The following is a 24460-nucleotide window of genomic DNA, read 5'->3' on the forward strand; positions in this document are numbered from 1 at the left end:
GCGGTTCGCCCCGCGGCCTCAGTGACTGGCCGCGGAGCTGTCTCTCATCATCCGGCGAATCGGAATGGACATCAGGCCCAGCACCGCTGCGGCGATGAAGAGCGACATTGCGGTGCGCTGGAAGAGCGCCGGCATTTCCTTGAGATTTTCCGGATCGACGTGTCCGCCCACGATCCCGGCGATGAGGTTGCCCAGTGCCGCGGCCATGAACCACACGCCCATCATCTGACCCACGAACCTGCGCGGAGCGAGCTTGGTCATCGAGCTCAGTCCCACGGGGCTCAGAGAAAGCTCGCCGATGGTCTGCAGGAAGTAACTCGCGGTCAGCCACAGCATCGAGACGCGCACCACTGTGCCGCCCGAGATCACACGATTCGCGGCCGCGACCATGACCAGAAAGGCGAGTCCGGCGAAGAACAGTCCGAACGCGAACTTGGCCGGGCTCGACGGATCCTTGCCGCGACGGCCAAGGGCCACCCACACGGCCGCAAAAACGGGAGCGAGCAGGATCACGAACAGCGAGTTCGCTGCCTGGAGCCAGAGCGTGGGCACTTCCCAGCCGAATACCATTCGATCGGTGAAGTCGCGCGCGAAAAGGTTGAGCGAAGTAGGCGCCTGCTCGAACGCGGACCAGAAGATCGTCGCGAACACGAACAGCACGATGATCACTCCGACGCGCTTCTTTTCGTCTCCCGAGAGTCCCGCAAACAGGAACAGGTACAGGAAATACAGAACCGCCATGGCGAGCATGACGTTCCTCATCTGCTTCGCGACGGCCACTGGGTTGATCGTGAACACGCCGAGCATCGCCATTGCGACGACGAGGACGATGACTCCGAACATTCCAACCGCGATCTGCTTCACGCGCGTCTGCTCGGCGGGATTTCCGGTTGGCTCCGTCCCCAGAGGTCCGAGGGTATCGCCCGCACGGATGCGGAACGTGATGAGACCCGCCAGCATGCCCACGCCGGCCGCTCCGAAGCCCCAGTGCCAGCCCACCCGCTCGCCGAGAAATCCGGTGATCAGCGGAGCGATGAGCGCACCGACGTTGATTCCCATGTAGAAGATCGAGAATCCGGCGTCGCGCCTCGATCCTCCTTCAGGATACAAATCACCGACGATCGCGGAGATGTTCGGCTTGAGAAGACCCGTGCCGAGGACGATGAAGATGAGCCCGAGGAAGAACGCCCGGTGGGCGAACACGGTGGACAGCGCGATGCACAGATGCCCGAGCGCGATCAGGATTCCGCCGTACCATATCGCACGCCTGAGGCCGAGCCACCGGTCGGCGATCCAGCCGCCTGGCAGCGATGCGAGGTACACGCACGCGGCGTAAATGCCGACGATGGACGACGCCGCCTGCCTTTCGAAGCCAAAACCGCCGTTGATCAGGGCGGCGGTCATGAACAGCACCAGGAGAGGGCGTATCCCGTAGTACGAGAAACGCTCCCACATCTCGGTGAAGAAGAGCGTCGAGAGACCGCGGGGCTGTCCGAAGAAGCCGCGATCGCCCGTCCAGCGCTCCAGTCCCGAAGGAGGCACGTCGGCGGCGACGGCAGCGGCCTGTGTCTGGTCGAACACTGATTTGTCTGGCGTCATCGTGATGTGCCGGCTTGAGGGGCGTCGGTTGATTGTCGCGAAAGCTGCTCCACGACGGGAAAATATCGCTTCGGGGGATTCACGCCACCCGCTTTCACCTGCTCGTCCCACGAAATGACCGTGGGTGGCTGCTTGATACACGCCGCAAAGTGCCCCGGTGCCTTTTCTTCGAGCGGAGGATTGATTCGCGAGCAAGCTGCGTCCTTCGCCGGATGATGGCACCGCGGATGAAACACGCATCCTGACGGAGGTGACGCCGGGGACGGCACGTCTCCCTCGAGGAGAATCCGCTTCTTTTCGAGCCTGGGATCGGCGACGGGCACCGCCGACAACAGCGCCTGCGTATAAGGCATCGTCGGCTGCCGATACAGATCTTCCGCCTTCGCGATCTCGACGATCTTGCCGAGGTACATGACGGCCACGCGGTCGGACATGTGCTTTACCACCGACAGGTCGTGAGCGATGAAGAGGTACGTCAGGCCGCGCTCCTTCTGCAGGTCGCTGAGCAGGTTGATCACCTGCGCCTGCACGGACACGTCGAGCGCCGATACGGGCTCGTCGCAGACGATGAACCGCGGCTCGACGGCGAGCGCGCGCGCGATGCCGATGCGCTGTCGCTGGCCGCCGGAGAATTCGTGCGGATATAGCGTCGCGTACTCCGCTCTCAGTCCGACTTCGTCGAGCAGCCGCCTCACGCGCGCGTCGGCCTCGGCGCCCTCGGCGAGATGATGAATCGTGATGCCCTCGCGGATCGCTGCGCCGACAGTCATGCGCGGGTTGAGCGACGACACGGGATCCTGGAAGATGATCTGCATCTCCCGCCTCACCGCGCGCAGTTCCGCCGGTCCCATCGCCAGCACGTCGCGGCCGGCGAACTTCACCTCGCCCGACGTTGGCTCGATGAGGCGGAGGATTGCGCGCCCCGTCGTCGTCTTGCCACATCCCGACTCACCGACGAGGGAGAGCGTCTCACCAGGCGCGATGTCGAACGACACGTCGTGCACGGCACGTACTTCTCCCACCTTGCGCGCGAACACGCCGCGGGTGATCGGGAAAACCTTGCGAAGGTTCCTTACCGAGAGGAGCGGCTCCGTCAAAGCGTCGCCCCCGCCTGTTCGACCAGCGGAAGATGCGGATGCGCGCGCCTCTCGGGCTCCACCGCGAGATGACAGCGCGAAGTGTGTCCTTCCGAGATCCGATACAGCGGGGGATGCTCGCTCTCGCATCGCCCCCACGCGTATGGACAGCGATCGCGGAAGCGGCAGCCAGTCGGCCATGCGGTTGGAGACGGAACCGTTCCCGGAATCACGTTGAGGCGCGCTCTCGACTCCGACATCTGCGGCATCGCGTTCATCAATCCTTCGGTGTACGGATGATGCGCGGCGCTGAAGAGGGCGTCCACGCTCGCTTCTTCCACGATCTCGCCTCCATACATCACGAGCACTCGCGTCGCCGTCTCGGCGATGACGCCGAGGTCGTGGGTGATCATGAGTATCGAAGTGCCGAGACGTTTCTGCAGATCGGTGAGCAGCTCGAGGATCTGCGCCTGAATGGTGACGTCGAGCGCGGTCGTCGGCTCGTCGGCGATGACGAGGGCGGGCGTCATCATCAGCGCCATGGCGATGAGCACGCGCTGGCGCATTCCGCCGGAAAGCTGATGCGGATATTGTTTTGCGCGCTCCCCGGGCGACGGGATGCCGGTGAGCGCGAGCATCTCGACCGCGCGGTTCCACGCGTCGCGTCTCGACCCCGTCCCGTGCACGCGCGCCACCTCGGCGACCTGGTCGCCGACGGTGAACACGGGATTCAGCGCCGACATCGGCTCCTGGAAGATCATCGAGATGCGATTGCCGCGAATATTCCGCATCTCGGCGTCGCCGAGCGTCACGAGATCCTGTCCTTCGAACATGATGCGGCTGCCTTCCTCGATCCGGCCCGGCGGCTGGATGAGGCGGAGAATGGAAAGGGCAGTGACCGACTTGCCGCAGCCGGATTCTCCGACGATTCCCACCGTCTCGCCCGCGTTCACCACGAACGACACGCCGTCCACCGATCGCGCGATCGCGGAAGGCATGTGGAACCAGGTGCGCAGGTTTTCGACCGAGAGCAGCGGATGAGTCATCCCATCACCGATTGCCGCGGCTGAAGCGCGCGGAGCAGCGCGTCACCGAGGACGTTGAACGCCATCACCGTCAGCACGATCGCCAGCCCCGGGAAAAGCGAGATCCACCAATGGGCGGCGATCTGATCCGATCCGTCCTGAATCATGTTTCCCCAGCTCGGCGTCGGCTGTCTGACTCCGATGCCGAGATAGGAAAGACCGGCCTCCAAAACTATCACGTGGCCGATGCCGAGAGTCGCCGCGACGACGACCGGCGTGACCACGTTGGGCAACACATGGCGCATGAAAATGCGGGTTCGCGTAGCGCCGAGCGCTCTCGCGGAAGCGACGAAATCCTGCGTCTTCAACGCAAGAACCTGACCTCTCACGAGGCGTGCCACGCCGTACCAGCCTGTGACGCCGAGTATCAGCACGAATCCGGCAAGAGGGATGTCCCGCCATGCGGCGAAGACGGCGATGAGAAGCAACAGCCGCGGAATCGAGAGCAGCGCATCGAGAACGCGCTCGAGCGCCGATGCCGCCAGTCCCTCGGAGTAACCAGCGGCCGCGCCGTACGCCGTGCCGAGCGTCACGCTCACCAGCGTTGCGAACAGCGCGACCGAGAGCGACAGCCGCCCACCGTATAACAGCCGGCTCATCACGTCGCGGCTGAATGGATCAGTGCCCATTGGATGCGCGATTGATGGCGGTCTGCTCTGCAGGCCGATGATGTCTGGTTGGGCGCTCGGATCGTAAGACGCGGCGACTGGAGCGAAGAGACATGGCAGAGCGATGCACACGAGGAGCACGGCGGCGAAGAACGCCGACCTGTCGCGAGCAAGCCAGCGGCGGCCGGCGCGCGATACGCTCGAATACAGAAGCGGCGTGTCAGAGTTCATCGCGCATCCGCGGATCGAGCCAGCGATAGAGGACATCGGCGATAATGCTGCCGATGACGACGAACACGCTGGCCAGGATCACCGACGCGACGAGAAGCGGATAGTCGCGACTCTGAATTGCGTTGACGATGAGCAGCCCCATCCCCGGCCACGAGAAAACCTTCTCCACGAACACGGCACCGGTGAGGAGTGCTGGAAACGCCACGCCAAGGAGCGTGATCACCGGCAGCAGCGCATTCCGCAGGACATGCCGGTTGATCACCGCGCTCTCGGGGACCCCCTTGGCTCGCGCGGTCGTCACGTAATCCGACGGGATCGCGTCGAGGAGCGCTGCGCGCTGATGCCTCGCGATCAGCGGGAAGTACAGCAATGTCAGCGTCAGCGCGGGCAGCACGAGATGTTCGAGACGGTCCAGCAACCGCGCCCCCGTGCCGAGCATGTCGTACATCACCGGATCCGCCGCTCCGCCAATCGGGAAGATCGGAATCCAGTACGCGAAGGCCACGAGAATGATGAGCGCGAGCCAGAAATCCGGCACCGAGAAGAACGTCAGCGAGAGGCCGCCGAGGATGCGGTCGGCCGCGCCGCCGCGCCGCCGCACCTGCGTCACGGCCGCGCCGACACCAGCGGCGAATCCTCCGATGAGTCCCGCCGCCATCAGCAGCAACGTGTTCGGAAGCGCGTCTCCGAGCGCGCTGACGACAGGCCGCTGCAGCGAGAAGGAAAAGCCGAGATCGCCGCGGAAGACGCTCACCACGTATCTCGCGTATTGCTCGGTGAGCGGCCGGTCCAGGCCATACGCGCGTCTCCAGCTTGCACGCACGGCATCGCTGATGGACGGATTGTCCATGGACGCGCTGAATGGATCGCCGGGAGCGGCGTGGATGAGAAGGAAGACGATAGTGGCGACGAGACCGACTACTACCAGTCCCTGCGCGATGCGGCGGGCGAGAAAGACCCCCACTCGCTAACGGGCCGGGGCGGCGTGGTCGCGGGCGATCCTCTTGTCCGCTGGAATCGTCCACTCGGCGATGTTGGCCCACCACGCGTCGGGCCTGAGGCCAGTCATGACTATGCGCTTGTGCACGGCGACGATGCGCTTCGGCTCGGCGAGCCATATCGCCGGCGCGTCATCTATGATCGCCTGGTAGGCGGAAGTGAAATGCGCGCGCCTCGAGCCGAAGGAACCTGCGGACAGCGCACTGTCCACCTGCGCGTCGAACGCGGGGTTTTCGTAGGACCCGTAGTTGCTGCCACTCGTCGCCCGGGATCCCGGCGTGCCCCAGGTCTGCCTGATCCCCCCGGGGCTCGCCTCGACGTGCCATCCCCCGACCACCGCGTCGAAATCGCGTCGCGTCTCCCGGTCTATGAACGCGGCGAAATCGAGCTGTTCGATGTTGACCTTCACGCCGATCTGGCGGAGCTGTTCCTGAGCCAGCACCGCCATTGTGTTGCGCGCCTTGCTCGACCCCGGCACGGCAAGATTGAATTTCAGCTTCGTTCCGCTCCGGTCGCGGACGCCATCGCCGTCGGAGTCCTTCCATCCGAGCGAGTCGAGCGTTTTGCGCGCGGCGTCGGGGGAGAACGGAAGCTGCCGCAACGTCGTATCAGTCGTCGGATACGCACGAACCGTCGGTCCGATCGCGACTGAAGCGAGCGAATCGTACGCGTTCTGCACGATGCGGCGGCGGTCGAGCGCCCTGGTGAGCGCGCGTCGCAGCTCACGATCGCCGAACAACGAATGCGGCCGCGAGCGGCGCTTCGGATCCCGCAGATTGAACTGGATAAAATTGTAGTCGAGGCCCGGCGTGAGCTCGGCGCGCAGGCTTGTGTCCCTGGCGAGCTCGGCCAGACTGGTCGCGGGAACCTGCTCGAGCATGTCGGCCTCGCCTCCGAGGACGCGGGTCAGAGCCGCATTGAAATCGGGCGCGATCGTCATGATCACGCGATCCAGGCCCGGCCGACCGCGGTAATTGGTCGTGTCCGCGGCGAGCTGAATGGACTGTCCGGCACTCCACCGGACGAACCTGAACCGTCCGGTGCCTATCGGTGCGCGAGCGATGGCGGACGTCCGCAGCGCGGTGCCCCGTACACCCTCGAGCGCGTGCGCGGGAAGAATGGACATCGTGTTGACGGCGTCGTAGAACTGCATCGGCGACCGCGCGTGGAACCAGAATGCGGCGGTCACGCTGTCCGGCGTGGTGACCGAGTCAATGCTCGCGATGGACGCGGCGAACGGTGAGCCGGTCGTCGAATCGGAATAGAGATGGTACGTGAACCGCACGTCGCCGGATCGGACCGGCACGCCATCATGCCACCGCGCGGACGAATCGAGATGGAACGCGATGGACATCGAGTCGTTCGCCCACGTCCAGCTCTTCGCGAGGCGCGGCCGGAATCCAGCGTCGCCTACGGTATTCATCGAATCGCCGATCTCGGCCAGCCGGTCGTACACGAGATCTCCGATGATCTTGCTCGGCACCGTCGAGGAGAGGGGCGGGAGCAGGGACTCGGGATCCCCGCCGACGGAGATGACGAGCGTGCCGCCCGCGTTGTCCGCCCGATCGCGCGAGTTCCCGCTGCAGGCGCCGACCGCGAAGAGGAGCACCGGGATTGCCAGTGCCTGCCGCATAGCGCTCATTCTTCCGGCGTCACGCGGGCTGGTTCAGCGGCGGCTGATGGATGCGACGTGCGGGAAATTGATGCCACAGGAGCACAAAGTTGTGCCCTTATCTGCGCCACGTCCACAGTTCGTTTTCGAATTGCCTCATACGCCGGGAGGTCGCGTCGCGAACCGCGGCGCGGTCAGCGTGGCCGCCGGCGGTGCTTCGCTCGCGCTCACGCCGAGCCGAACCAGCCCGTCGAGAAGGATCCTGTTGATCGCGGCGCTCGATCTCATCCATGTCGTAGCGGCCGCGGGCGGCCTGGTTGCGTCCGAGCGACAGCGTTGGCCGTTCCCAGCAGAAGACGGAACGAGCAGCAGCCGCCACCTGGGGGAAGTACGCTGGTCTGTCATGGCATGTTAAATTGACACCACTATGGCAACGACAATCAAGCACGTGGACAGCGCCCTGGCGATGCCCGAATCATTCGTGCCGCGGCACATCGGGCCCGGCGCAGAAGACATAGAGAAGATGGTCGCGGCGACCGGGTTCCGGTCGCTCGACGAGCTGATAGATGCGACGATCCCTGAGGAGATCAGGGCGCGGAAGAGTCTCGCGCTCCCGACGGGAATCGCCGAGCATGAAGTGCTCGCCGAGTTCCGGGCGATGGCGGCGCGAAATCGCGTGTACCGCTCCTTCATCGGAATGGGCTATGCCGATTGCGTGACGCCTCCCGTCATTCAGAGGAATATCATCGAGAATCCGGCCTGGTACACCGCGTACACGCCCTACCAGGCGGAGATCGCGCAGGGACGGCTCGAGGCGCTGCTCAACTTCCAGACGATGGTGATGGATCTCACCGCGATGCAGATCGCGAACGCGTCGCTGCTGGATGAAGGCACCGCCGCCGCCGAAGCGATGACGATGAGCTACGGCATTCGAGGAAAGGAAGGGAAGGAGGTCTTCTTCGTTTCCGATCTCTGCCATCCGCAGACAATTGACGTCGTGCGCACGCGCGCGTCGGTGCGCGGCATCACGGTGAAGGTCGGCGACCACCGCACCGACGCCATCGGCGGCGACGTGTTCGGAGTGCTCCTTCAATACCCGGCCACTGATGGCGCCGTGCTCGATTATCGCGAGCTGTGCGAGGCCGCGCACGCCGCCGGAGCGCTCGTCACAGTCGCGGCAGACCTTCTCTCGCTCACGCTGCTCGTCCCGCCCGGCGAGTGGGGCGCCGACGTCGTCGTCGGCAACTCGCAGCGGCTGGGAGTGCCTCTCGGCTACGGCGGACCGCACGCGGCGTTCTTCGCGACGCGCGACGAGTTCAGGCGCCATATCCCCGGCCGCATCATCGGCGTCTCACGCGACGCCGACGGCCACATGGCATTGCGGATGGCGCTGCAGACGCGCGAGCAGCACATCCGCCGCGAAAAGGCCACGAGCAACGTCTGCACCGCGCAGGTGCTGCTGGCGGTTGTCGCGAGCATGTACGGAGTCTATCACGGACCCGACGGGCTTCGCCGCATCGCGTCGCGGATTCACCAGTTTGCGGTGGTGCTCGCCGAGGGGCTGCGGAAGCTCGGCTTCGAGATTGCGCACGACGAATACTTCGATACGATCCGCGTCGAGCTCGGCGCGAAGACTTCGGCGGAGGTCATCGCCGCCGCAGCGGAGCGCAGGATAAACCTGCGGGCGATTGGCGCCAGCGCCGTCTGCATCGCACTCGACGAGACCGTGAGCGAGGGCGATCTCGCCAATCTGTTCGCCGTGTTCGGAGGCGGGCCGGATCTGGCGCCGTCTTCCATCGCGGCGACTGCCGACACGCGCTACGACGAGAGATTCAAGCGCACGACCCCGTTCATGCGGCATGACGTGTTCAACACACACCGGTCCGAGACCGAGCTGCTGCGCTACATGTACAAGCTCGAGAGCCGCGACTTGTCGCTCGTACATTCCATGATCCCGCTCGGCTCGTGCACGATGAAGCTGAACGCGACGGCGGAGATGATGCCGATCACGTGGCCGGGATTCTCCAGGCTGCATCCATTCGCGCCGCTGGATCAGACCGAGGGATACCAGCAGCTGTTCGAGGAACTCGAGTCCGCTCTGGCGGAGATCACCGGGTTTGCGGCGGTGTCGCTTCAGCCGAACGCCGGCTCGCAGGGCGAGTACGCGGGTCTGCTCACGATTCACGGCTACCATCAGTCGTGCGGCGAAAGCCATCGCGACGTGTGCCTCATACCGCAGTCGGCTCACGGCACCAATCCCGCGAGCGCGGTGATGGCCGGAAACAAGGTCGTGGTGGTGAAGACGGACGAGCGCGGCAACATCGACATCGCCGATCTTCGCGCGAAGGCGGAAGCGCATCGCGATGATCTCGCGGCGCTGATGGTGACGTATCCTTCCACTCACGGCGTGTTCGAGGAAGGGATCGCCGAGATCTGCAGGATCGTCCACGAGTTCGGCGGCCAGGTGTATATGGACGGCGCCAACATGAACGCGATGGTGGGTCTGTGTCGCCCCGCCGACATCGGCGCCGACGTGTGCCACCTCAACCTGCACAAGACTTTCTGCATTCCACACGGCGGCGGCGGACCGGGCATGGGCCCGATCGGAGTCGCACCGCATCTCGTGCCGTTTCTTCCGGGCCACGCGGTCATTCCGCAGCCCGGTCGAGACGCGGCCGGCGCCGTATCGGCGGCGCCCTGGGGAAGCTCGAGCATCCTGCCCATCTCCTACGCCTACATAAGGCTGATGGGAGGCGATGGGCTGACGGAGGCAACGAAGATCGCGATTCTCAACGCCAACTACATCGCGCGGCGTCTCGAGCCCCATTTTCCGGTGCTCTACAAGGGCACGCACGGTACGGTCGCGCACGAATGCATCATAGATACGCGAATCGTGAAGGCGGCGAGCGGGGTGGAAGTGGAGGACATCGCGAAGCGGCTGATGGACTACGGATTCCACGCGCCGACCGTGTCGTTCCCGGTTGCGGGGACGCTGATGATCGAGCCGACGGAAAGCGAATCGCTCGCCGAGCTCGACCGTTTCTGCGACGCATTGATCTCGATCCGCGATGAGATCCGTGACATCGAGACGGGGAACGCGGATCCGAAGGACAACGTTTTGAAGAACGCTCCCCACACCCTCGCGCGGGTCACGGCCAATGCGTGGTCGCACCCGTACAGCCGGGAGAAGGCGGCGTTTCCGGCGAAGTGGAGCAGGGACTCCAAGTTCTGGCCGGCGGTGGCTCGCATCGAGTCTGCCTATGGCGACCGGAACCTGATCTGTTCGTGTCCCCCGACCGACGCTTATGCCGAGGCGCCAATATTGAGCGTTGCGGCGGAGTAAACGAACGGTAATTTTGCTGACCTGAGAGCTGACCCCTTTTCTGGCCAGGTCTCAGGCACGCGGCCGATACCGCTTGCGCATCTCTCCACAATGCAGCAAACGGAGCGGGTATGAACAAGGCGGAAATGCTGGAAGCGCTGCAGCGTCAGACGAAGCTGCGGCCGACGCATGTGAAACGCGTAGTGGACGCGATCTTCGATCCTCAAGACGGCGTCATCTCCAGACAGGTCAGGCGGGGCGGGAAAGTGACGATCGCCGGATTCGGAACATTCGACCGGCGAAGTCACAAGGCTCGCGAGGTCAACAGCGTGTTCACCGGACGGACCGTGAAAGTGAAGGCGCGCAAGATCCCCGGATTCAGGGCCGGAGTGAGCTTCAAGAAAGCGATGAGATAGAAACAGGGGCGACGCGTGATAACGTCGCCCCTGTTTCATTGCCAAAGCCCCGCGGGTGCTACCCCACGTGCGCTCCATAGGCAGCCGCATCCATCAGGCCCTCCACGGCTGAAGGATCCTCCGCGCGAATCCTGATCATCCAGCCCGCGCCGTACGGATCTCCGTTCACCAGGGCGGGCTCCTGATCGAGCCGCGGATTCACTTCGATCACTTCTCCCGCCACCGGCGAGAAAAGCTCGGATACCGCCTTCACCGCTTCGATAGTTCCGAACACGTCGTGCTTGCCGAGCTTCGTTCCAACAGCGGGAAGCTCGACGTAGACGACGTCGCCCAGCTCGCCCTGCGCATAGTCCGTGATGCCGACCTCGACCACTCCATCGGCAGTCGTGCGAACGTACTCGTGCTCTTCCGTATACTTCAGGTCGTCCGGAATGTTCGCCACTCTACACCTCGTATTGTGAAGCTTCGCCCGGGCGGCGAAGCGAACGCGACGCCCGTCTGCCGGGCGCCCCGAATTATATCAGCGAATGCTTGCCGTATCGAGCGACGACACCCGGTCACCTCCGATCGCGTTCCACACGCGATCCACCTCGGCCTCGAGATCCTGGAGCGATCCGGAGTTCTCGATGACGTAGTCCGCGCGCGCGCGCTTGAGGTCCGCTGGCATCTGCGAGGCGATCATCTGCATCGCTTCGGCCTCATCAATGCCGCGGTCGCGCACGATGCGCTCGAGTCGCACGGAACGTGGCGCGTCCACGAGAATGATCGCGTCGAACTCCTTCGCCAGGTGACGCTCGAACAGAAGGGGAATCACGCACACCACGAGCCGGTCGCCGCGAGCACGCGCGGCCGCCACTTCCCGGGCGTGAAGGCGCGCGATCTCAGGGTGAACGATGCCGTTCAGTGCATCGAGATCCGTCTGATCCTGAAATACGACGTGGCGGAGTGCAGCGCGATCGAGGTTGCCGCCGGCATCAAGAATGTCCTTGCCCCATTTCGCAACGATAGCGTCGAGAGCCGGGCTGCCCCTGGAGACCGCATCGCGCGCGAGAACGTCGGCGTCGATGATGGTCGCTCCCCGCTCAGCGAGCATGTTCGCGGCGACGGATTTTCCGCTCGCGATATTTCCTGTCAGGCCGATTAGTCGCATCGAATTGGGGGTGAGTGGCGACACCAAGCTACAGACTTTCGCCATCCGGTACACAAGGAATGTGCCGTTCGTTCCTGATTCTGACGTTTACCGGGCTTTCAGGAGCGCGTCGCATCCTTCGGCGCGGCTGGCGCGACGACTAGAGCAGCGAAGCCTGGCTTGCGTCCTTGCGCGGAGCCGAGAAGCACATCCGGCAGCGAGCTTCATACGACTCGGTGCCACCAACCATGATGGTCGGCGAGTCGTACGGTGCCGGTTGACCACCAATGAGCCTCTGGTTTCGGCTTGCAGGCCCACCGCAAAGCACGCAGATGGCGTGCAGCTTGTCTACCACTTCGGCGATCGCCATCAGCGCCGGCATCGGGCCGAACGGCTCTCCGCGAAAATCGGTATCGGTTCCGGCGACGATCACTCTGCGTCCGCGGCCCGCGAGTGAAGTCACCAGCGGAATCACACCGTTGTCCAGAAACTGCGCTTCATCTATGGCAATGACATGCGCCATCGGATCTATCTGAAGCGCGATCTGAGCAGCCGAGTCGGCGGGAGTGGCTTCGACAGTGCGACCGTCGTGGCTGGAGATGCTGTAGATGCCGGCGTAGCGCGCGTCCAGATGCGACTTGAACACCTGCACGCGCTTTCTCGCGATGATCGCGCGCCGCACGCGCCTGATCAGCTCCTCACTCTTCCCGCTGAACATGACGCCGGCGACGACTTCTATCCAGCCGCCGGTCTGGTGGAACGACTGGCTCATGAACGATCGCGCCGGGGAGGACGTGGTGAGCTATCGCGCGGCGGACGGCGTTCGCCGCGTCCCGAAGGTGCCGGCCGTCCGGAGCCGCCGTCGCGCGGGCCGCGCGAATCGCTAAATCCGCGTCCCGGCGGGCGCCGCTCGAAATCAGGCCGACCTGCGGGTGCGCGTGCGCCGGTTTCCTGCTGCGCCTTGTGTTCCTCCTTGGCCGCCTTCCGCAACGTGCGCTCCCTTTCGAGAATCCGGAGCGCGGCAGCGGCTATCTCGATGCCGTCATACCGCTCGAGCAGCGGCTCCAGCGCGAGCACTTCGCGCGACGCTACCCCCGACTCGAGGATCCCGCTCAGCTCGCGCCGCATAGCGATGTCGCGATCGCGCGCCGCGTTCCCTGGCGACGAAAGCGCGAACGGCTTGACGTCACCCCCGGCGGTTCGCTTCAGCGCTGCCAGCTCGCGCGGGTCGGTCAGCGCGACGATGGAGACCGGGGTGGCTTTGGCCGCCGCCGCGATCATTGATCTGGAGGTTGGTGCCTCGTAGAAAATCACCGCGTGAGTCGAAGGCTCGATCTCGCCGCGAGTGACACGCACGGATGCCGAGTCTGAACCGTAGCCAAGCAGGCGCAGAGTCTTCGATACTTCGCGCTCGGCGTCGTCGTCGGCGACGATGATCGCGGCGGATGGCGGATCCATGTCATCGAGCAGACGGCGCAACCCGGTCGCGCGGGAAGTTGCCGTCACGGTTACGTATTGAAGGGAGACAGGCTCCTCCTCCGCTTCGATGGGCACATCGCGGTGGGCTCGCCGCAGGTATCTCTCCGCGAACGCGTTCACGCGGCCTTCCGCGCGACTGGCGACGACGATGCGCGCGGCGTCCTTCGGCAGCTCGCTCATCACCGCTTCGAGGGCTTCGATGTCTTCCGGGTCGCCGGCCAGGATCTCGTCGGCCCATGCGAGCACGACAGCCTTCACCGATTCGAGCTTGATGTGACTGCTTCGCACCAGATCCCGGAGATCGCGCGGCGAGCCCGCCGCGGCGAGCACCGGACGTCCGGCCATCAGCCTGCCGGCACGCCGCGCACTGGTCACTGGGAGCAGCTCGATACCGGCGTGCCCGGTCATCCGGAGGACAGCTTCCGCCAAAGCCACGGCCGTCTCGGGATCGGCGGTGATGACGAGCACCTGCGTCGAGCCCGCGGCAGGGTCCACACGCTCCAGCGGCCCGGTGAGAAAGCTCGGCACTGAGGCCATGGACCGCGGCAGGGTATGGACGACATTCTGGCTGCGACCCGGGCCGCGCTCTTCTCTTTCTTCCGGTTCCACCTTTCATGCTCCTGGATGCGACATGGCGCAGCTTCCGCCGCGCCGATACTGTTATTATCCGTCTGACGGCGGTAGTGGCCGCCCAAACAAAACATAGCACCATCAAGGCGGCATCGCCCCCGGCGGACCGCCACCTGCCGACCTCTTCGAGAAGCCCGATGATCACCGCCATCGTCCTCATCAAAGCGGAGCCCAGCTCCATTCCACAATGCGCGACCCGGCTGGCGGGAATCGAGGGCGTGTCCCAGGTCTACTCCGTGTCCGGCGAGTGGGACCTGGTCGCTATGGTCGAGGTGACGGACTATGAAGGTGTCGCGACGGTCGTCACGGAGCACATTACGAAGGTGCCCGGTCTCCGGAGCACTCAGACGCTCACCGCATTCCGGGCTTACTCGAAGAAGGATCTGGAGCAGGCGTGGGACATCGGGCTGGAGTGAGCGGTCAGACGGGTAACGGCGAAGAGGGACGCGGCTGGCCAGCATCTGCCCATGAGGCGAGACGGTTCATACTCGACCGGCTTCCCGGAGCCAGCCCTGTAGAAGGCCTTCCGAGCGACGGAGACCGCTACGGCCGCGGCGGCGATCCGCCGGTTCTCGTCACGCCTGACCTCGTCGAGGGACCATCGTTTCGCGCCCTTCATGTCGCCGATCCTCGCAGTGTGCGCGGGCAGTCCGGCTTCGCCGCATTTCTGGATGGAGCGCAGGATCTTCGCGTCGTCAATCAGGTCGCCGGAGTGCCTATCGTATGGGCGACGGTCTCCGCCGCGATTCGCGCGCGCGTCAATCGGCGGCTCGTTTCATGGAGCGGCCGCGCTCCCATCGTCAGTGGGAGGTATTACATCCCCTTCCGGTACGTTGACGGATTGCGTGACGAACTGAAGAATCATTCGCAGGTGGTGGACACGGCTTTCGAAGACGCGGCGGGTGCGTTCCCATCGCGGCATCCGGCCGCACTGATGGAAGCGGCCGTGCAGCGCGTTCAACAGGACAGAGAGCGTATCGAGCAGGAGCTCGCGGAGTCGTGGTGCGCGTCTGGTGAACGCGTTCTGTACGTTGACGGCAGCATCACCGCAAGCGTGATCGTCTCCGCATCCGATGCGGCCGTCGGCGTTATCAAGAGTCACCGCCGTCTGTACGCTGAAGGTGATGCGTTCCGCGTTCTCGTCGGGCTCGCAGCTGGTGAGCGATCGTCGATATTCCGCGTGGCGCCGCGGTCCCGTCACGCAGTCGCGAGCTGGTACGTGCGCGTGCGCGCCGCAACGGGACGTGACGCTTTGTTCGGGCTGGTGCGCGTCGAGGCGGCGCTAAGCGCGGACATTTCCCCCCGCGCCGACGAAATCTCGCGCTGGATCATCGCCGAGGGCGCACCACTCGCGCTGCCCGACGGGCGCTGGGACAAGATGGCTTACGGAATCAGGGGCACCGAGGAATTTCTGCGAGCGATCTCGTGACGGAACCGCTGGGACGTGTAGTAGCGACGGAGAGAAAGCCCAACACGCCGCACGAGTTTCACTTCTGGACGTCGCTCGACTGCCCCGTCGGCATCGGGACGATCGTGCGCGTTGACGGTTCGCATCCCGTTGACGGACAGATTCCGCGCATCTACGGCGTGGTTGTGGAAGGCTTCAGCTACACCGATCTCCAGACGCCGATGCACGATGTCCTCGGCCACGATGGATCGCCGGCCACCGCCGGCCTCGCCGTCACCGAGCGCGCGGAGATCCGCCTGTACACCGCGGCAGTCCTCCGCCAGATCCCCGAGGAGCCGCTGCAACCGGTTCCGATGGGCGAGGTATTCCTCGCCGCCGGGGAGGACGTCGCGGTCGCGCTGCGCATGGACGGCTACCTGAAGGAAGGCGCCAATACCGGAATTCCGGTCGGAGTGTATCGCGCCGGCGCGACGGATTCGGTCATCTATCTCGACGCCGATTTCCTGCTCGGTCCCGAGGCCGCGCATCTCAACATCTCCGGCATGTCGGGCCTCGCCACCAAGACGAGCGCGGTCGAGTGGCTGCTCGCATCGGTGTTTGCGCATTTCCCGGAGAGCAAGGGCTCGATCGCTGCGGTGTGCTTCAACGTGAAGGGTCCGGATCTCTGCTACATAGACTTGCCGGCGGGACGCCTCGAGGACTCCGACAAGGCGCTTTACGAGAAGATGGGAGTCGAGCCGCGCCCGTTCGACAACGTGACCTACTTCGCCCCGTACACCGCCAAGGGATTCACGCTCAACACTCTTCGCTCGAACGAGGCGCTGCTGCACAACGTGAAACCGCTGACCTGGGGGCTGCGCGAAGTCCTCCAGTACGCGGAAGTGCTGCTCAACAAGGACGACATAGACGCGAAGGCCGACGCACTCATTGACTTCATCACCGAGCGGGTGGTGGATCGGAAGATGGAGAAGGAGGGACCGCTCTCGCGCGACCACACGGTACAGTCCTTCGCCGATCTCGAGGCATGGTTCCGCGACCTTCTGCAAGGCATGGAGCGCGCGAACGCGGAGTCGTGGCGCACGCACCACGTCGCGACCATCCGCAAGGTGCGGAACCGCCTGACCAACATTTCCACCCGCTGCGCCGGCCTCGTAACCGACACTGGTGACGTGAGCGACCTTCCGTTCGGGAGCTTCGAGGACCGCGCGGTGTATGTAGTGGACGTCGCGTCGCTCGAGGAGGACGCGCAGGACCTCATCTTCGCGCGCATCGTCTCCCGGCTTCGCGAGCACCTCGAGCGGCGCGATCTCGGGGTGAAGCATCTGATCGTCTTCGTGGACGAGCTCAACAAGTATGCGCCGGGCGACGGGCAGGACACATACGTTCGCAAGATGCTGCTCGACATCTCTGAGCGCGGCCGGTACCTCGGCCTCGTGCTCTTCAGCGCGCAGCAGTTCCGCTCGCAGGTTCACCGGCGCGTTGTCGGCAACTCGGGCACCGCGCTTTACGGTCGCATGGATTCGGACGAGCTCGCAGCGCCGGTTTATTCGGTGCTCAGCCCGTCCATCCGCACCAAGCTGGCGACGCTCGAGAAAGGGCAGTTGATGGTTCGTCACCCGCATTTCACACAACCGATTTTCGTTCGTTTCCCGCGGCCCGCGGTGATGCTGGGTCGCGATGGTGCCGAGCGCTATCCGCAGGCGAGCGACGTGACACTGGAATCGGCGCTGTACCGGTCGCTTCGCACGCTCGATCCCGACATTTCAATTTCGTGGGTCAAGGACCTCGTTTCGCTCTACGACGAAGAGGAGCTGCTGCGGGCGCGGAATGCGACGCTGCTCGAGAAGCCGTCGAACGTGCGCTCGTATTTCGAGAAGAGATTGCGTCGCATTGTTCCGTCGGAGCCGTCCAACGGCTCGTCGCGCAACGTTCCCACGCCGCTCAAGCCGCTGCCTATCGGTGACCCGTATGAGGTCTAGGGCGATGACGATTGCGTCGGCTGCTCTGGTGTTCTCCGCTTGCCCTCCGCTGTACGCTCAGCCGGTGCTGCTCCAGATCCGGCCGCGCGTCGGCGATACGCTCGCCGTGCGTCTGAATCAGACGGTGGAACTGACGGGCACGCCGACGGGCTGCGGCGTGGAAGAGCCGTTGTCGCGCCGAAACACGAAACCGGCCGAGCATCCACGTCCGTGCTCAGAAATCGCCCGCCGGATGACGACCGTCATGGAAGTCTTCAGCCGCGCCATCGTGCGGCGCACATCGAGTGAAGGGGCGATTATTCTCGCGGTGACCGATTCGATTCGTACATCTACCAGCGCCGGCGGCAAAGGAGGCACGCCCGTCCGGGTCAAGGGAGGCGACGATACGATTGAGCTTCGCGTGTCCACCGACGGCGGGGTGGAGGTGATAGATGCCGAAGCGAGCGACGAGCTCCGCGCCATTTTCGGGCAGATGCCTGCGACCCTCTCGCGCAAGCCGGTCGCTGCCGGAGAGAAGTGGATGCGGCAGATGCGCATCCCGATCGTCGGCGAGCCGGGCGCGTCCGGACTGGTGCGTGCCACGTTCCGGCTCGACTCGCTCGGACGAAACGGCGACATGGCGTACATCTCCATGCGCGGCACGCTCTCGCATGACCATCGCGACGGAAGCGATTCCGAGCTGAGCGGATGGATGTCCGGCTCGATGCAGCTCGACCGCCGGCTCGCCTGGATCACCGAGACGCGCGCGACGATAGACGTCACGTCCATGGTTCGGCCGACGGCCGGCGGAAAGCCGATGCGCGTGCGGACGAAGGTTACGCAGCTGCTGAGAGCGGGGCCGGCGCGATGAAGCTCGTACATCTCTCCGATCTGCACCTCGGATTCCGGCAGTACCAGCGCCAGACTCAGACGGGCATCAATCAGCGGGAAGCCGATGTCGCGGCTGCATTCCGCCAGGCGGTAAACAAGATCATCGAGATCGCGCCCGACGTGATCGTGATCGGCGGCGATGTGTTTCACACGGTGCGGCCGTCCAACCCGGCGATCCTTCACGCGTATTCGCAATTCTCGCGTCTCGTTCAGATGCTTCCCGATGCCGACATCGTGATGGTCGAAGGGAATCACGATCATCCGCGGACCGCCGAGACAGGCCACATCATCCGGCTGTTCAGCTCGCTCGGGATCACAGTCGTGGACACCAGAGAGGATCGAGTGAAGCTTCGCGGCGGCGAGATCTCCATTCTTGCGGTTCCCGCGCTGATCCGTCCGCAACCCAGATTCGATCCCGATCCCGCCGCGCGGTACAACGTCCTCCTCATTCACGACGAGGTAGAGGGCGTCATCCAGCGCTTCGGCTCTCTGGCGGAGCGTCCGGGCGGTGATCTCACGCTCGATGAGATCCATCCCGAGCGCTGGGATTACGTGGCTCTCGGGCACTACCACGTCTACCATCAGGTCGCGCCGAACGCCTACTACTCCGGCTCTCTCGAATACACCAGCACCAATGTCTGGGGCGAGGTGGACGAGGAGATCGAAAAAAAAGTCAGCGGCAAGGGCTTCATCGAGTGGGACCTGGCCACGGGCGCGCACAGATTTCATTCCATTGAACTCGCGCGGCGCGTCGTTGATCTTCCGCAGATTCAGGGCGCGGGTATGACCGCGGCGCAGCTCAGCGAGGCAATCTGTGCGACTGTGGACGCCTGCGAGGGCGGCATCGACGACAGGGTCGTGCGGCTGATCGTGCGCGACGTGCCTCGCCATATCCTCCGCGACCTCGACCACCGCAAGATCCGCGAATTCAAGCGGCGTGCGCTGCATTTCCTGCTGGACGCGCGCCGGCCCCAGCCGGTCCGGATCGAGGCAAGCGGCGCGCCGGGCAGACGCGCCTCGCTCGCCGACACGGTGCGCGCGATGCTCGAGTCGCGCGACGTCACGCCGGGAATCGATCGAAAGTCCCTCGTCGAGCTCGGGCTGCACTACCTCGAAGAAGCGGACCGTCTGGCTCCCGCCATCAGCGGAGACGACGCTTGAAGCTTCTCGCTCTGCGGCTCACGAATTTCCGTCAGCACGTCTCGACCGCTATCAGGTTCGAGTCGGGCTTGACGGGAATCATCGGGCCGAACGGCGCGGGCAAGACGACGATCCTCGAGGCGATCGCGTTCGCGCTCTACGCGTGGGGCCGCTCCACGCGGGAGCAGATGCTCTCGCTCACGGCCACGGGTCGCCAGGCGATGAGCGTGGAGCTGGAGTTCGAGCTGGGACGCCATCGTTATCGCGTCGTCAGGGGCCGCACGAACGCCGAGCTTTATCTCGACGGGGACGACGCACCGATCGCCACCTCGTCCACCGCCGTCACTGACCGGCTCCAGCGACTGCTCGGCATGTCGCGCGACGAATTCTTCCGCACGTATTTCACCGGCCAGAAAGAGCTCGCGCTCATGGCCGCACTGGCGGCGTCGGAGCGTGCGCGATTCCTCTCGAAGGTCCTCGGCTACGAGAAGCTGCGACTCGCCCAGGACATGATCGGCGAGCGGCGCCGCATGCTGAGCGCCGAGATCACGGGACTGAGAGCGGGAATGCCCGATCCCGAGTCGGTCGAGCGCGCGATTCTCGAGGCGACGGAGCGCGTAGGCCACGCTACCGCTGCCGCGCAGAGTGCCGATCATCGCTACACGCTCGCCAGGGGAACGCTCAGCATGATCGCTCCCCGGTGGGAGCTGGCGCAGCAGAATCGCGACAAGGTGCAGGCCATATCGTCCGACATCGCGGCCAACGAGCGCGAGGAGAGCTCGCTCCGGCAGAACATGGAAAGAGTCGCGGCCGAGTTGGCGATGGTGGCCGAGTCGCGGGCGGAGCTGGCGCGGCTGCAGCGCTCGCTGGAGCCCCTCGGCGAGCTCCGCGCGGAGCTCTCGATTCTCGACGAGATGTATCGCGAAGAGGGAAGGCGAAAGACGCTCGTCGAGGGTGAGCACGCTTTACGGGAAGAGCTGGACCGCCTGCGAGCGCGTCACACGGTCATCGAGCGGGCGCCTTCGCAGGAAGAGGAAGTGACGCTCGAGCTTGAGAAGAAGCGCGCCGAGCTGGAGGATGCGCAAGGCGAGCTCGAGGCGAGGCGCACCGAATGGGTGCGCGACCGGCAGGACGCGGACACGAAGCTGCGCGATCTGCGCAAGCAGTACCTCGAGATCCAGGAGCAGCGCGAGCGCGTCATCAGCCTCGGCGCCGACGGGGCGTGTCCCACCTGCAGCCGCACGCTGGGGGAGAATCTCCAGACCGTCGTCGAGCATCTCACCGAGACGAGCGAGACGCTGCGCGTGGACGGCGCCTACTACCGGAGCAGGTTCGAGCAGTTGTCGGAGATGCCGGCGAACGTCCGCGAGCTTGACGAGCGGCGCCGCACGCTGACGGCGGAGACCGCAGCCCTCGAACGCAAGCTCGCGCGCGTTCAGCTCGCCGTGCAGGAGCTGACTGGAGTCGTGCGCGACATCGCCGCCAAGGAGAGACGCATGGAGCAGATGCGACGCGACATCTCGGTAATCACGCGCGGATTCGACGCTGCACGATACGATTTCGTGAAGACCGAGATAGCCAACCTCGCTCCGCTCGGCGATCGCGCGGCCGGTCTCAGCGCGCTGCTCGAGCGCGAGCCGCTGCTGCTGGGGCAGAGGAGCGAATACTCGGCGTCACTTTCCTCGGTGGAGTCGCTTCTCGGAACTCTTCGCGTGAGGCATCGTCAGATGTCGTTCGCCGCGGCGGACTTCGATCGGTTGAAGGCCGATTACGACCGCTGCTTTGGCGGGGCGCGAGCGGCAGAGCTCGAAGCCCACACCGCCGCGGGCAACCTGAGAAATGCGCGCGAGGCGGTGGAGAGAGCGGTCGCTTCGGGAGAGGCGTCGAGAGCCATCCAGGCGACAGTGACGCAGCGGGAAGGCGAGCGGCGCCTGCACGAAGAGCTGGACCGCGCGTTCAACGAGATGCGCGCGCAGCTCAACGCGCAGCTCAGGCCCGAGCTCTCCGAGCTCGCGACGACGTTCCTGCGCGAGCTCATGGACTCGCGCACGGCGGAGATCGAGCTCGACGAAAAATACAATATCACGGTCCTCGAGGACGGAATCGCCAAGCCCGTCCTCTCCGGCGGCGAAGAGGATCTCGCCAACCTCGTTCTGCGTCTTGCGGTGTCACAGATGATCGCCGAGCGGTCGGGCCAGTCATTTTCTCTCCTGATCCTCGACGAGATATTCGGCTCACTGGACGAGTCGCGCCGGTTCAACGTCCTGGAATTGCTGCGCGCACTCGGCGACAGGTTCGAGCAGGTGATTCTCATCACCCACATCGAAACGGTGCGCGACGGGCTCGACCAGGTGATATCGGTGCGCTACGACCCCTCCATCGCCGCCTCGGTCGTGGATCAGAGCGCCGGCGCGGGAAGCGCCGTGTCGGGCGATCGCGATGCGGGGCTCGAGCTCGAGCCGGCAGGAGCCGCCTGATGGCCGTCGCGCGCACGTGGCGCCAGCCGCGCCAGCCGAGCGGCCCGCAACAGATTCGCGATGCGGACATTCCCGCGTTGAACGAGGTGTTCAGCGAAGCGTTCACCGACCGCTACCGTCGCGACGGAATGGCGGGGGTGCGCGTGCCGCATCTGAATCCGCCGGTGTGGCGATTCGCCATCGCTGACGCCGGCTCCGGCGCGATGCTGTGGCGCGACGAGAGCGGCAACGTGATCGCGTTCAACGTCGCGCATCTCTCGGGCGCAGAAGCGTGGATGGGCCCGCTCGCCGTGCATCCGAACCACCAGGGTCATGGGCTTGGGAAGACTGTCGTCAGCGCCGGGATCGAACTGCTCAGGTCGAGCGGCGCGAAAGTCATCGGCCTCGAGACGATGCCGCGCACGATGGACAACATCGGCTTCTATTCGTCGCTCGGCATGAATCCCGGTTTCCTGACGCTGACGGTAACCGTGGACGGAGTCTTCTCGGCGCCCATGACGGGACGAATCAGAGCGATGCGGCTGGGAAGTCTCGCGCCGGATGATTTCGATCAGGCCGTGCGAGCGTGCAGAGAGCTCACCGACTCGATCCTGCCGGGCTACGATTTCTCGCGCGAGATCAGTCTCACCGAAGAGCTCGCGCTCGGCGACACCCTCATGCTCCAGGATGGAGACAAGCTCGCCGGATTCGCGCTGTGTCATTCCGTTCCGCTGGTGGAAGGCCGTGTGCGGGAGGAGCTCCGCGTACTCAAGCTGGTTGCCCGCGGCGACGACGACTTCGACGTGCTCGTCACGGCACTCTCCGATCACGCGCGCCGGAGCGGCACACGCCGTGTCGCGGTGAGGGTGCAGGGACAGTATTCGGGAGCATACCGGCGACTCATGCGCCGGGGCGCTCGCGTGCGATGGTCGGATCTCCGGATGACGCTTGACGGTTTTGCCGAGCCACAGCCCGGGCAGGGAATCGTTCTGTCGAACTGGGAGATCTGAGCGCGCTCCCGCGCGCTAGTGCCGGAAGAGCGAGCGCAGCGCCGAGCCGACCGTGATCTTGCGCAGGTACAGCAGCTCTTCGGGCGCGAACGGAGTCGGCTCTATGCCGAGCTCGTGCTGCAGGTCGTTGTGCTCGATGACATTGTCGAGATCGAGCAGGTCGAGGAGTGCTGTCGTCACGGGCGGATGCGGAAGGATGCGCTGCGCCGCGGCGACGAGCGGGCGCAGCATCGCGACGGGCATGCCGACAAGCAGCCGCGATGCGTTCATCGCGACGAGGATGCGCTCGGTCATCTGACGGAGCGTGAGCGGGGTCGAGCCGCCGATCGCGAAGCTTCGTCCAACCGTTGATTCGTCCTCGAGGATTTTCGCGACGGCGCGTGCTACGTCGCCGACGGCGACAGGCTGGAATCGCGCAGTACCGCCGCCAGGAAGCGGAAACACGATCGGCGAGAGGCGGATCAGTCGCGCCAGGACGTTCACGAACTCGTCGTCAGGCCCGAAGATCACGGATGGCCTCACCACCGTCCACTGCGTTCCGGTCTGCTGCACGATGTCCTCCGCGCGTCCCTTGCTGCGGAGCAAAGGGTACCGCGAGGCGCTGTCGGCGCCGTTCTGCGACATGTACACGATGCGGTTCACTGACTCTGCCCGCGCGGCATCGAGCAGCGTGCGTGTGGCGTCGGTGTTCGTGACTTCATAGCTGTCGCCGCTCTTCTCGATGGCGATTGCCGCGAGGTGAACGAGCGACCCCGTGCCGGTGAGCGCCGAACGCATCGCCTTGGCGTCGCGGATGTCTCCGACACGCATCTCGAGCCGCAGATGACCGAGCCGGTGTGCGGCTCGGGCCACGTCACGCACGACCGCGCGCACCTTCCAGCCGCGCTCGCAGAGCTGTGTGCACACCTGCACTCCGACGAGTCCCGCCGCGCCGGTGACGACGACTGGCTTCGCGCGCAGTTCCTGGGCCGTTTCGGGCTGCTCCGCCACCGCTATGCCGGTCGCGCCTGTCGGTTCGAAAGAGGGCGCCGCGTACTCGTCGGAGGAGGAAGTCATCGCGCCTCGTCCGGTGCGCTAGCCGTTCGGGCGGGTGCCCGAGCGCCCGTTCCGGGCGATTATCCGCCAGAAAAGCAGGAAGAGACCAATCGTCAGCAACAGGTGTACATATCCCGGCGCTTCGGTGGTGAATGTCACTGCTGCCCAGACCACGAGCATCAGCACTGCCGCGACGATTCCGATATCCATGATGATTTCGTTGACGGTTAGTTTGTCTGTCCGTAAATTATAGTCGTTCCAGAGGTGTGAAGCCGCATCTCTGAGGAACGGAGAGATTCACTTTTTGAGCCGATAAGTCCTCCGGGTGGGTCCAATAAGTCGTGCTGATGTCATGCCCCAGTGCGGGGAAGACAAG

General features: G+C 64.8%; 22 protein-coding genes. 9 read left to right on the forward strand and 13 right to left on the reverse strand.

Annotated features, from left to right (window positions below; translation table 11 throughout):
• Window positions 1-18 precede the first annotated feature (18 nt).
• The 7 genes from Q7S20_13345 to Q7S20_13375 form a co-directional block, all read right to left on the reverse strand.
• Complete coding sequence (locus Q7S20_13345; protein MDO8502816.1) at window positions 19-1599, reverse strand: peptide MFS transporter; 1581 nt, start codon at window positions 1597-1599, stop codon at window positions 19-21.
• Window positions 1596-2696 (reverse strand): ABC transporter ATP-binding protein, encoded by a 1101-nt coding sequence (locus tag Q7S20_13350; GenBank protein MDO8502817.1) that lies wholly within the window; start codon window positions 2694-2696, stop codon window positions 1596-1598. The genes Q7S20_13345 and Q7S20_13350 overlap by 4 nt, the downstream gene beginning before the upstream one ends.
• A complete protein-coding gene (locus tag Q7S20_13355; protein ID MDO8502818.1) occupies window positions 2693-3721 on the reverse strand; it encodes an ABC transporter ATP-binding protein in 1029 nt (342 codons plus the stop codon). Before Q7S20_13355 ends, Q7S20_13350 begins: the two co-directional genes overlap by 4 nt.
• Window positions 3718-4599, reverse strand: a complete 882-nt coding sequence (locus tag Q7S20_13360; GenBank protein MDO8502819.1) for an ABC transporter permease — start codon at window positions 4597-4599, stop codon at window positions 3718-3720. Before Q7S20_13360 ends, Q7S20_13355 begins: the two co-directional genes overlap by 4 nt.
• Window positions 4589-5563: an ABC transporter permease gene (locus tag Q7S20_13365; GenBank protein MDO8502820.1), complete on the reverse strand. Its 975-nt coding sequence runs from the start codon at window positions 5561-5563 to the stop codon at window positions 4589-4591. The genes Q7S20_13360 and Q7S20_13365 overlap by 11 nt, the downstream gene beginning before the upstream one ends.
• Window positions 5564-5566: 3 nt before the next feature.
• A complete protein-coding gene (locus Q7S20_13370; GenBank protein MDO8502821.1) occupies window positions 5567-7240 on the reverse strand; it encodes a peptide ABC transporter substrate-binding protein in 1674 nt (557 codons plus the stop codon).
• 126 nt (window positions 7241-7366) lie between these two features.
• Window positions 7367-7498, reverse strand: coding sequence for a hypothetical protein (locus Q7S20_13375; GenBank protein ID MDO8502822.1), 132 nt, complete (start codon window positions 7496-7498; stop codon window positions 7367-7369).
• Window positions 7499-7637: 139 nt separating this feature from the next.
• Between Q7S20_13375 and gcvP the strand changes: the two genes are divergently transcribed.
• Entirely contained in the window at window positions 7638-10553 is a 2916-nt protein-coding gene (gcvP, locus tag Q7S20_13380; protein MDO8502823.1) for an aminomethyl-transferring glycine dehydrogenase, read from the forward strand.
• Window positions 10554-10663: 110 nt separating this feature from the next.
• Window positions 10664-10948 (forward strand): HU family DNA-binding protein, encoded by a 285-nt coding sequence (locus tag Q7S20_13385; protein ID MDO8502824.1) that lies wholly within the window; start codon window positions 10664-10666, stop codon window positions 10946-10948.
• 58 nt (window positions 10949-11006) lie between these two features.
• Here Q7S20_13385 and gcvH read toward each other — a convergent pair whose 3' ends face one another.
• The 4 genes from gcvH to Q7S20_13405 all read right to left on the reverse strand — a co-directional run bounded on the left by gcvH (window position 11007) and on the right by Q7S20_13405 (window position 14165).
• Window positions 11007-11390, reverse strand: coding sequence for a glycine cleavage system protein GcvH (gene gcvH, locus Q7S20_13390; protein ID MDO8502825.1), 384 nt, complete (start codon window positions 11388-11390; stop codon window positions 11007-11009).
• A gap of 78 nt (window positions 11391-11468) precedes the next feature.
• Entirely contained in the window at window positions 11469-12098 is a 630-nt protein-coding gene (coaE, locus tag Q7S20_13395) for a dephospho-CoA kinase (GenBank protein ID MDO8502826.1), read from the reverse strand.
• A 139-nt stretch (window positions 12099-12237) separates the two neighbouring features.
• On the reverse strand, window positions 12238-12849 hold the full coding sequence (locus tag Q7S20_13400) for a thymidine kinase (GenBank protein ID MDO8502827.1): 612 nt from the start codon (window positions 12847-12849) through the stop codon (window positions 12238-12240).
• Window positions 12846-14165, reverse strand: a complete 1320-nt coding sequence (locus tag Q7S20_13405; GenBank protein ID MDO8502828.1) for a DEAD/DEAH box helicase — start codon at window positions 14163-14165, stop codon at window positions 12846-12848. The genes Q7S20_13400 and Q7S20_13405 overlap by 4 nt, the downstream gene beginning before the upstream one ends.
• Window positions 14166-14323: 158 nt before the next feature.
• Here Q7S20_13405 and Q7S20_13410 point away from each other — a divergent pair, with 158 nt between their 5' ends.
• Genes Q7S20_13410 through Q7S20_13440 form a run of 7 tightly spaced genes read left to right on the forward strand, consistent with a single transcriptional unit; the run spans window position 14324 to window position 23049 of the window.
• Window positions 14324-14602, forward strand: a complete 279-nt coding sequence (locus Q7S20_13410; GenBank protein ID MDO8502829.1) for an Lrp/AsnC ligand binding domain-containing protein — start codon at window positions 14324-14326, stop codon at window positions 14600-14602.
• Window positions 14581-15615: a hypothetical protein gene (locus Q7S20_13415; GenBank protein ID MDO8502830.1), complete on the forward strand. Its 1035-nt coding sequence runs from the start codon at window positions 14581-14583 to the stop codon at window positions 15613-15615. Before Q7S20_13410 ends, Q7S20_13415 begins: the two co-directional genes overlap by 22 nt.
• A complete protein-coding gene (locus Q7S20_13420) occupies window positions 15612-17573 on the forward strand; it encodes a hypothetical protein (protein ID MDO8502831.1) in 1962 nt (653 codons plus the stop codon). The genes Q7S20_13415 and Q7S20_13420 overlap by 4 nt, the downstream gene beginning before the upstream one ends.
• 4 nt (window positions 17574-17577) lie before the next feature.
• The gene (locus Q7S20_13425; protein ID MDO8502832.1) at window positions 17578-18423 is read left to right on the forward strand and encodes a hypothetical protein; all 846 of its coding nucleotides are present in this window, start codon (window positions 17578-17580) and stop codon (window positions 18421-18423) included.
• Window positions 18420-19604 carry a DNA repair exonuclease gene (locus Q7S20_13430; protein MDO8502833.1) on the forward strand — a complete coding sequence of 395 codons (1185 nt, stop codon included), beginning with the start codon at window positions 18420-18422 and terminating at the stop codon, window positions 19602-19604. The genes Q7S20_13425 and Q7S20_13430 overlap by 4 nt, the downstream gene beginning before the upstream one ends.
• Window positions 19601-22060, forward strand: a complete 2460-nt coding sequence (locus tag Q7S20_13435; GenBank protein ID MDO8502834.1) for an SMC family ATPase — start codon at window positions 19601-19603, stop codon at window positions 22058-22060. The genes Q7S20_13430 and Q7S20_13435 overlap by 4 nt, the downstream gene beginning before the upstream one ends.
• Window positions 22060-23049, forward strand: coding sequence for a GNAT family N-acetyltransferase (locus Q7S20_13440; protein ID MDO8502835.1), 990 nt, complete (start codon window positions 22060-22062; stop codon window positions 23047-23049). The genes Q7S20_13435 and Q7S20_13440 overlap by 1 nt, the downstream gene beginning before the upstream one ends.
• Window positions 23050-23064: 15 nt before the next feature.
• On the opposite strand, the gene Q7S20_13445 is transcribed toward Q7S20_13440, so the two are convergent.
• Both Q7S20_13445 and Q7S20_13450 read right to left on the reverse strand, forming a co-directional pair.
• A complete protein-coding gene (locus tag Q7S20_13445; GenBank protein MDO8502836.1) occupies window positions 23065-24105 on the reverse strand; it encodes an NAD(P)H-binding protein in 1041 nt (346 codons plus the stop codon).
• Window positions 24106-24123: 18 nt separating this feature from the next.
• On the reverse strand, window positions 24124-24294 hold the full coding sequence (locus Q7S20_13450) for a hypothetical protein (GenBank protein MDO8502837.1): 171 nt from the start codon (window positions 24292-24294) through the stop codon (window positions 24124-24126).
• Window positions 24295-24460: the final 166 nt, after the last annotated feature.

It is taken from the genome of Gemmatimonadaceae bacterium (assembly GCA_030647905.1).
In the GTDB taxonomy this organism is placed as follows: Bacteria; Gemmatimonadota; Gemmatimonadetes; order Gemmatimonadales; family Gemmatimonadaceae; genus UBA4720.